Origin of the sequence: Lactobacillus corticis (genome assembly GCF_018327645.1) — a bacterium.
In the GTDB taxonomy this organism is placed as follows: domain Bacteria; phylum Bacillota; class Bacilli; order Lactobacillales; family Lactobacillaceae; genus Lactobacillus; species Lactobacillus corticis.
Genome location: NZ_BMAY01000017.1, coordinates 25081 through 33470 on the forward strand (window position 1 = coordinate 25081; position 8390 = coordinate 33470).

The window sequence follows — 8390 nt, forward strand, 5'->3', positions numbered from 1 at the left end:
ACGACATTTTCATCTCGAAGTCGCAAACAGACCGTAAAAGCTCTAGCTGCGTTAGTCTAAATAACCAAAAAGGTCGATTCCCATAGGAATCGGCCTTTTTAGATTAGTTTTCTTAGATCTGACAAAGTTAGGTCAGTTTTGGCTGCCCCTTTAAAGTCATGAATGATTTTTCCGTTATCCAAAACCAGCAGACGATTGCCATATCGAAGTGCGTCCTCTAAATGGTGGGTAATCATTAAAGCGGTGAGGTGATCTTGCGTGATGCGGTTGTTGGTTGCTGCCATTAAATGGGCGCTGGTATTAGGATCCAAAGCTGCGGTATGTTCGTCTAACAATAAAATATCTGGTCGTTTAATTGTTGCCATTAAAAAGCTCAGAGCTTGCCGCTGGCCACCGGAAAGATTTTCGGTAAAAGTATCCAGTCGCTTTTCTAGACCATTATGCATCGTGGCTGCTAAGGCAGCAAACTCTTCACGGTGCAGCTTTAAGCCGCGAGGGATTAAGCGCCGGCGTTCTCCTCGGCGAGCAGCTAATAGTAAGTTTTCACTGACGGTCATTCTGGGAGCAGTGCCTAGTTTAGGGTCTTGAAAAACGCGACTAAGAAAGCGTGAACGTTTTTCTGCAGTTAAATTAGTAATATTTTTGCCTTTATAGTAAATGGTGCCACTGTCTGGCAAAAGCGAGCCGCTGATCACATTGAAGAGCGTTGATTTGCCGGCACCATTGGTCCCGATAATGGTAATAAAATCTCCTGCTTGAATATCTAAATTAATCCCTTTTAAGATCATGCTTTCGTTAGGGGTATTGCGATTTACCAGGGTTTTAATATCTTTTAAGGCGAAAATTGGCTCAGTCATTTTTTAAACTCCTAAATAATGGTTCTCTTAAGTGAACAAGTTCGTTTAAACGAGGTAGCAGCATGCAGATTGTCAGCACAATTGATGAAATTAAGTTTAAATCGTTGGTTGATAATCCTAGTTGTAATACTCCCAGCAGCAAAATGCGGTAAATGATGCTGCCTAAACTAACAGCTACCAATCTTTGAGATAGGGTTAATTCGCCAAAAGCTACTTCGCCGATAATGATTGAGGCGAGGGCAATAACGATCGTCCCCGTTCCCATGCTAATATCGGCGTAGCCATTATTTTGACTGATCAAGCTGCCACATAAGGCAACCAAACCATTTGACAGCATCAATCCCAAAATGGTCATCCGATCCGTTAAAATTCCGAATGACTTGGCCATTGTCGGATTGTCGCCGGTAGCAATGAAGGCCTGACCGAATTCGGTATTTAGAAAGAAGATCAAGCAAACTGTAATGAGGAAAACTGCGATTAAGCCCACAACGACGCTGTCAAAGTAGTCAGGCAGTTTTCTTAAAAAATTAGCAGAGAACAAGGTGCGATAACCCAATAGGGAGATGTTGGATTTGCCCATGATACGCAAATTTACCGAATAGATAGCGGTCATGGTTAGAATACCAGCGAGCAGACTCGGAATTTTTCCTTTGGTAGTTAAAATTCCCGTAATGAAGCCAGCCAATAAGCCAGCTGAAAATGCCGCTAATGAAGCCAGCAGAGGATTTACGCCGTTGGTAATTAGCGTCACAGCAACAGCACCGCCAAGAGGGAAAGAGCCTTCAACGGTCATATCGGTAATATTCAAAATCCTAAAGCTAAGATAGAGACCAAGGCCCAGCAAACTCCAAAGCAGGCCCTGACCAATGGCTGATGTTAGTAAATTCATTTGATTAACTCTCCTTTTTTCTTAACTTCTTGTAAAAAGCTCTGCGGAATCTTCAATCCCAGCTTTTTGGCCTGCTTTAAGTTCAAAACTGGCGTGCCATGGCGACTATATTGAATTGGCGTAGTGGCTGGCTTTTTTTTGCCGCGCAAAATTTGAACTGCCAATTTGGCCGCTTTAACGCCTAGTTGATATTGGTTAATGCTATAACTTGCCACGCCGCCTTCTTTAACCATGGTGTCGACCGTTGGGAAAACTGGTTTTTTAACGGCATTGGCATTTTTGATTAAAGTCCGCATCGCACTAGCGATCGTATTATCGGTAGGGACAATGACTGCGTCGACTTGCCGCAGCATGGTCTGGCTGACTTGATCCAAATCATTACTGTTGGCAATTGAATATGATTTGAGGTTGATGTTTAATTTTTTGGCTAACTTAACAAATTCGCTATGCTCGCTAACCGCCGATGAATCGCTTGAAGTATAGATAATTCCGATGGTTGCATGGCGCGGCATGAATTTTTGAACTAATTCAAGCTCGGCTTTTATGGGAGCTTGATCAGAAACCCCGGTAATATTAGCCCCCGGGCGTTGATTATTCTCAACTAACCCTGCGGTTTTAGGATTCGTGACCGCCCCCAGGACAATGGGGATTTTCTTGGTTGAGCTGGCTAAGGCTTGAGCAGCTGGAGTCGTAATGCCTACTAAGACATTAGCCTGCTCGTTAACGAGCTTTTGTGCCATGGTTTTTAGATTGCTTTGGTCGCCCTGAGCATTTTGATATTCAAGCTGAACATTTTTCCCGTTTTGATAGCCTTCTTTAGCTAGTTCATGGCGAAATCCGCGGTATATTTCATCTAAAGCCTGATGGTGCATTAAGGTTAGGACTCCAATCACTGGTTTATTGGTGGTGGTAGTCTGCTGCTCATGGAAGAAGGCAAATGCCAAATAGCAAAAGAGCAGGGCGATTAAGGTATACATTCTTTTCATGGTTATTCCTCACATAAAAAAACGGAGTCCGCATGCGAACTCCGTCAAAAAAACCAGCCCGCACGGATCCGTACGAGCTGGTCCATAATTAATCCGGCCGGTACAGATACAATCTGAAGCTACTCAGGTTGTACCCATAACGGTCAACCTGAACTACCAGCCTTGCCAAAGTGCTTTTAAAGTTGAAACTTGGTTGTTCATGGTTAATTGTCCTTTCTCAAATCGTTGATCTTATATTAATTAAAAATTAGGATCGTGTCAAGCCAAAATAAAACTAAACCCAAAAATCGAGAAAAGGTTAAGGCAGTTAAGAATTACTAAAACCAGTTAACTTTCAGCAAACGCTATTTCAGTTGTGGTCAAGCTTTAATATACTAGACCATACACATAGGTTTAAGGAGCTAATATTATGAAAAAGCCACAAGGATACACAGAAGAGGCGTGGCAATTAGTATTAAAAGTTGCTAACGCTGAAGAACAAACAGCTATTTCTCAATGGAGCCAACGCTCGCATATTTTAGGCACGATCGGATATCAGCTAACATTCTTGGCTGATATCCTATTATGGGTAGGCGTATTATGTCAAACCTGGCTGGTAAGCCTAGTAAGCGTCGGCGGTATTTTATTAGGTCTGGGCTTAATGGCAATTAGCGTGGAATACGATGAAAAAATCAACAATCTAGCCAATGACCTGCTGATGAATCATGGCTTAGACGAGTCAAGCCATCGTTACGCTGCTTGAAAAATATTTGATAAATGAAATAAAGCTTCTCCCATCTGGGAGAAGTTTTTTATTGCTGATAGCTGCATAAATAGCAGTGGCGAGATGTGTTAAAATCAAGGTAATGAAAATTCTGGGGAGGATAATTATGCAAATATATTTTGTACGTCATGGTAAAACCGAATGGAATTTAGCAAGTCGTTTTCAAGGAGGCCATGGAGATTCGCCACTTTTGCCAGAAAGCTTGAATGATATCAAAAAATTAGGGAATCATTTGCAGGGAACAAAATTTAGAGCAATTTTTTCTAGTCCGTTACAACGGGCTTTTAATACCGCTCAAGGGATCGACCAAGCAATGAATGCAAATCTTCCGGTAATTATTGATGAACGTCTGCGGGAGTTTAATTTAGGCAAACTAGAAGGGATGAAATTTTCTGAGGCTGCCGAAAAATACCCAACCTTAATCGATAATTTTTGGCACCACCCCGACTTATACGATCCTCAACCCATTGCTGGTGAAAGTTATCAGCAAGTGATGGCTCGGGGAGCTGATTTTGCCCGCGAGCAAGCTAAACGTTTTAATTCAGAGCAAGATAAAATTTTAGCCGTTTGTCATGGTGCTGCTTTATCTGCTATCATGGGGGGCCTCTTGGGCTATCCTTTGGCTGAGGTCCGCAAACGTGGCGGCTTAAGCAATACCAGTTTGACTATTTTAGAAACCAATGATGAAGGCAAACATTGGCATGCGGTAGTTTGGAATGAAACTGACTTTTTAGGTCGAAAATTATCAGAGACGGACTCACTTTAATGAATGAAGAAATATCAGAATTATACAATCAGGGGAAAGTAGCTCAGGCGATCCATAAATTAGTTGCGGCTATCGATCAGCATCCCCAACAAGCAGAAAATTATCTGCAATTGGCTACTTATTTAATTGAACAAGGAGATCCAGCTAGTGCGACTGAACTTTTAGAAAAAGGGCAAGGGCAGGTGGCTGATCCGCAAGCCTTGAGTTATGATTTAGCAATTTGCTACTATCTTGAAGGAAAATTCGACCAGGCCATGGGCTTGTTGAATGCTTTGCCAAATGATGATTTAACCCTTTATCAAAAGTCCCTGGTTTATTTAAAGCTGGGGCAAACTTCCAAAGCTTTAGCCTATGCCTTAACCATTAAAAAAGTTGACAATCGCGTACGGGAATTATTAGGCGATATTTGGTTAGCTTTAGGGGATTTAAAGCAGGCTGATAAAATATTACAGACAATTCCGCCTGAGGCGCGTTCCAGTAAGGTCAATTTTTTGTTGGGAGTAGTGAATTTGGACCGCGACCGCGAGGCGAGTCTTTCTTACTTTGCCAAAGCTAAAAAGTTGGATCCCAAGTACTATGACCGAGCCAAAAACCAATATGGTTCAATAATGCAAATGTTGAGCAAGAAAAAGGATACAAACGATGACTGAATTTACAGGAAAACTGCAAGGCATTATTTTCAGCAACGATCAAGAAATGTTCAAAATTATCAGTGTCGCTATTATTGGCAGTTTACCGGGATTTCACGGTGACGAAATTGTCGTAACTGGTAATTTTGGCGATCTTGTTGAGGGTGATACCTACCATTTTTCGGGTAATTTGGTAACCCATAAAAAATTTGGCTTACAGTTTAAAGCTGATAAATATAAACAGGTGATGCCTCATGAAGAGGGGAGCTTGTTGAAATACCTCAGCAGTGATAAGTTTCCGGGAATTGGTCGTAAGGCAGCCCAAAAGATTCTCGATACCTTGGGCTTGGATGCACTTGAGATTATTAAAGAGAATCCAAATAAAATTTCTACCCTTGATTTGTCGAAAAAACAAAAAGATGTCTTGCTCCAAGGCATCAATAAAATGGACAATTTTTCCGATGTCTTATTAAAGTTGGCCAAGTTTGGCGTGCGGAAAAATGTTGCTACGCGCCTTTATCATGAATATCAGGATCAAGCCTTAACTCAGCTGGAAAACGATCCTTACGAAATTATCTATAAAGTGAGTGGCTATGCGTTTAAGACTGCCGATAATATCGGCCAGTCGCTGCAAATTGCGGCTAACGATCCAAGACGGATAAAGGGCGCAATTTATCAAGTTTTGCTGGACAAATTACAAGGGGATGGCAATACCTACGTGCCAGCAAAAGAATTATTGCTGACTAGTCAAGAATTGCTGGGGATTAATGATTACGATCCAATCAGCGATGTTTTGCAAGGTTTAGCAGAAAGCGGAAAAATTGTCATTGAAGACATGAATGTGGCCTTGAAGCAGTTTTACGAAACCGAGAACGACATTGCAGCGATTATGAAAAAACTGGTTGACCGACCAGTTAGTCAAGATCGCTATTCCGACTCGGAACTGGATCAAGCAATTCAGGATGCGGAAAAGTCTTTAAAAATTTCATATGATGAAACCCAAAAGCAAGCCATCAAGAATGCTTTGAATCAACCTATTTCGATCCTGACCGGTGGCCCGGGGACCGGGAAAACCACGATCATTAATGGGATTTTACTATGTTTGCGAACTTTAGCTGATATTCCGCTAAGCAGTTTGCAAAGCGATGACCCGCCTTTTATTCTGGCTGCCCCGACGGGTAGAGCTGCCAAACATATGAGTGATATTACTGGAATCAATGCCAAAACCATTCACCGTTTATTAGGCTTAGGAATTGGCAGCGATTCTAGTGATGATGAAGAATTAAATGAACTAAATGGCGAAATCTTGATTATTGACGAAATGTCCATGGTCGACATGTTTTTATTCAAGAAACTAATTGCCAGCATCCGCGAAACAACTCATATTCTTTTTGTGGGAGATAAAGATCAGCTTCCTTCAGTTGGAGCGGGGAATGTCTTTGCCGACCTGATTAAATCAGGAGCCTTTCCAACCACCATTTTGGAGCAAATTCACCGTCAAGGAGATGACTCAACGATTATTTCGCTGGCTCATGCGGTGAATTCAGGAAAAGATTCTGAGATAATGTTTAAGCATACTAAGAATTACTCCTTTATTAGCTGCCAGCCAAATATTGTGGATCAAGCCGTGGCGCAAATTACCCAAAAAGCTTTAAAAGCTGGTTTTAACCCAGATGATATTCAAGTCTTGGGTGCCATGTATAACGGCAGCGGCGGCATTACTAATTTGAATAATGTGTTGCAAGAAATTATTAATCCCCGCCCAGAAAATAGTAAAGTTGTCGAAGCCCATAACGAAAAGTTTCATATTGGTGATCGAATTTTACAATTGCAGAATAATCCCGAAAAGGATATCTATAATGGGCAAATCGGCAAAATCACCGGGATTGATCTCGAAGATGGCAAGCGGGCCGTCGTGGCTAATTTTGAAGGGCGCGAGGTTAATTTTAGTTTAAATGATTTAAGCGATGTCACCCGTGCCTATGCTATCACGATTCACAAGTCGCAAGGTTCCGAGTTTCCTTTAGTCATTTTGAATTTGACGATGCAAAATTACGTCATGCTGAAACGCAATCTTCTTTATACGGCGATTACCCGGGCGGAAAAGAATTTAGTGATGGTGGGTGACCCTAAGGCCTTTATTCAAGCTTTGAAAACTCCTGGCAATGATCGGAAGACGGGACTTAGCAAAAAGCTGCAGCAGGCTTTAGGCCTGCCAACGACGGAGCGTGAAACGGCTGAGGAAAGTCCGAAGCCGCCTAAGGCAGAATCCCAAACTGAAAAGCCGGCTGCCGATGCTAAACCGCAAGAAACGATTTTGACCAAGGAATTAATTTACTCCGGCCAAATCGATCCAATGATTGGCATGGAGGGAATTACCCTTAAAGCCAACAAGCAATAACAAAAGAAAAAAGCTAAGTCACTTGGACTTAACTTTTAATTTGTGTGTATTTTGTATGGAGACTGAACAAGTGGGGAAGCACTTATTCAGTAAGAAGTTCTTAATAATTTATCTTGGGGAGAAGAAAATATATTTTGTGTATTAAGAGAATATTTATTCGTTGTGTGTATTACAGAGGAGAATGAGCAAGTCATTCTTATCTAATTGATTTGGCAAATTCCGGGAGAAGAATCGGCTTTTGCCATGAGATTTGTTCTTAAAAATATAGGGGAGAAGAAAATTTGATCCTGCCTTATGGGAGAAGAAATCTAACAGGATTTTAGCGTTTGGTAATTCTTATAGGCTTCACCTGCTTTCTGAAGAAGAGGACAGGGACAACTGCCGCTGTCGCAAATGTCAGTAACCAAATTGCTTTCATATGGGTCTTCCTTTCTGTTCTTGATGGTTTATATAATACGTGGCAAATTTGATCAAACCATGCTGGATTTATAATGAAACCGTAAAGAAAAAAATGGCTTTTGTAAAATATATGAATTAATTGTGACCAGACTGTTGTTAAATAGTGAAAGAGGAAAATGATGATTGATCTAAAAAAGGCTGTTGGACAGTGGGTTAGTGACCAGACAACTGTTATTCCGACAAATTATGGCTATGAGGTTGCGACGCATGAAATTGACGCACAAGGTGATACGGTTTACGTTTGGGTCGAAAGTGTCGAGGACGGCTGGCTGGTTAGCGATGACGGTCGGCTTTTATTTAAACTCGACCCCAGCATCGAAGATGAAGAGTTAGTTGAAACCGTTGAATTTGCTGCAATTGGGGCCGGCTATGAGTTTAGTCAAGCTAGCGGCATGATCTCTGTAAAAGTCAGCGCGGATCAGCTTGGTCAAGCAATCATGCGACTGGCTATGCTGCAAGTTGCCCTGTCATATCTGGGTTAAGATCCAAAAAAAGAAAGCTACCCTAGGGTAGCTTTCTTTTTGGCTGTTGGTATTCTTTTATGGCTCTATAATTTTTCCTGTTGATGGTTTATCTATATGATATCCTGTTAACAGGATTTTTTATTGCGCAAGAAAAAGAGGCCATAGCCTCTATTTCT

8 protein-coding genes are annotated in these 8390 nt (G+C 41.5%); 5 read left to right on the forward strand and 3 right to left on the reverse strand.

The window, feature by feature from the left end:
- Window positions 1-98: 98 nt before the first annotated feature.
- From KI210_RS08355 to trpX, 3 genes are read right to left on the reverse strand one after another with little or no spacing between them, the layout of a single operon-like run.
- On the reverse strand, window positions 99-857 hold the full coding sequence (locus KI210_RS08355) for an ABC transporter ATP-binding protein (protein ID WP_212781430.1): 759 nt from the start codon (window positions 855-857) through the stop codon (window positions 99-101).
- Entirely contained in the window at window positions 850-1746 is an 897-nt protein-coding gene (locus tag KI210_RS08360; protein WP_212781431.1) for an ABC transporter permease, read from the reverse strand. The genes KI210_RS08355 and KI210_RS08360 overlap by 8 nt, the downstream gene beginning before the upstream one ends.
- Entirely contained in the window at window positions 1743-2732 is a 990-nt protein-coding gene (gene trpX / locus KI210_RS08365) for a tryptophan ABC transporter substrate-binding protein (protein WP_212781432.1), read from the reverse strand. Before trpX ends, KI210_RS08360 begins: the two co-directional genes overlap by 4 nt.
- A 409-nt stretch (window positions 2733-3141) precedes the next feature.
- Here trpX and KI210_RS08370 point away from each other — a divergent pair, with 409 nt between their 5' ends.
- The 5 genes from KI210_RS08370 to KI210_RS08390 all read left to right on the forward strand — a co-directional run bounded on the left by KI210_RS08370 (window position 3142) and on the right by KI210_RS08390 (window position 8232).
- Complete coding sequence (locus tag KI210_RS08370) at window positions 3142-3474, forward strand: hypothetical protein (RefSeq protein WP_212781433.1); 333 nt, start codon at window positions 3142-3144, stop codon at window positions 3472-3474.
- 127 nt (window positions 3475-3601) lie between these two features.
- On the forward strand, window positions 3602-4261 hold the full coding sequence (locus tag KI210_RS08375; protein ID WP_212781434.1) for a histidine phosphatase family protein: 660 nt from the start codon (window positions 3602-3604) through the stop codon (window positions 4259-4261).
- Entirely contained in the window at window positions 4261-4911 is a 651-nt protein-coding gene (locus tag KI210_RS08380; RefSeq protein WP_212781435.1) for a tetratricopeptide repeat protein, read from the forward strand. Before KI210_RS08375 ends, KI210_RS08380 begins: the two co-directional genes overlap by 1 nt.
- Window positions 4904-7291 (forward strand): SF1B family DNA helicase RecD2, encoded by a 2388-nt coding sequence (gene recD2, locus KI210_RS08385; protein ID WP_212781436.1) that lies wholly within the window; start codon window positions 4904-4906, stop codon window positions 7289-7291. Before KI210_RS08380 ends, recD2 begins: the two co-directional genes overlap by 8 nt.
- 578 nt (window positions 7292-7869) lie before the next feature.
- The gene (locus KI210_RS08390) at window positions 7870-8232 is read left to right on the forward strand and encodes a DUF1828 domain-containing protein (RefSeq protein WP_246487342.1); all 363 of its coding nucleotides are present in this window, start codon (window positions 7870-7872) and stop codon (window positions 8230-8232) included.
- Window positions 8233-8390 lie beyond the last annotated feature (158 nt).

Coding starts and splice junctions, on each gene's coding strand:
- KI210_RS08355 (WP_212781430.1), bottom strand. CDS start 857: ATGACTGAGCCAATTTTCGCCTTAAAAGATATTAAAACCCTGGTAAAT.
- KI210_RS08360 (WP_212781431.1), bottom strand. CDS start 1,746: ATGAATTTACTAACATCAGCCATTGGTCAGGGCCTGCTTTGGAGTTTG.
- trpX (WP_212781432.1), bottom strand. CDS start 2,732: ATGAAAAGAATGTATACCTTAATCGCCCTGCTCTTTTGCTATTTGGCA.
- KI210_RS08370 (WP_212781433.1), top strand. CDS start 3,142: ATGAAAAAGCCACAAGGATACACAGAAGAGGCGTGGCAATTAGTATTA.
- KI210_RS08375 (WP_212781434.1), top strand. CDS start 3,602: ATGCAAATATATTTTGTACGTCATGGTAAAACCGAATGGAATTTAGCA.
- KI210_RS08380 (WP_212781435.1), top strand. CDS start 4,261: ATGAATGAAGAAATATCAGAATTATACAATCAGGGGAAAGTAGCTCAG.
- recD2 (WP_212781436.1), top strand. CDS start 4,904: ATGACTGAATTTACAGGAAAACTGCAAGGCATTATTTTCAGCAACGAT.
- KI210_RS08390 (WP_246487342.1), top strand. CDS start 7,870: ATGATTGATCTAAAAAAGGCTGTTGGACAGTGGGTTAGTGACCAGACA.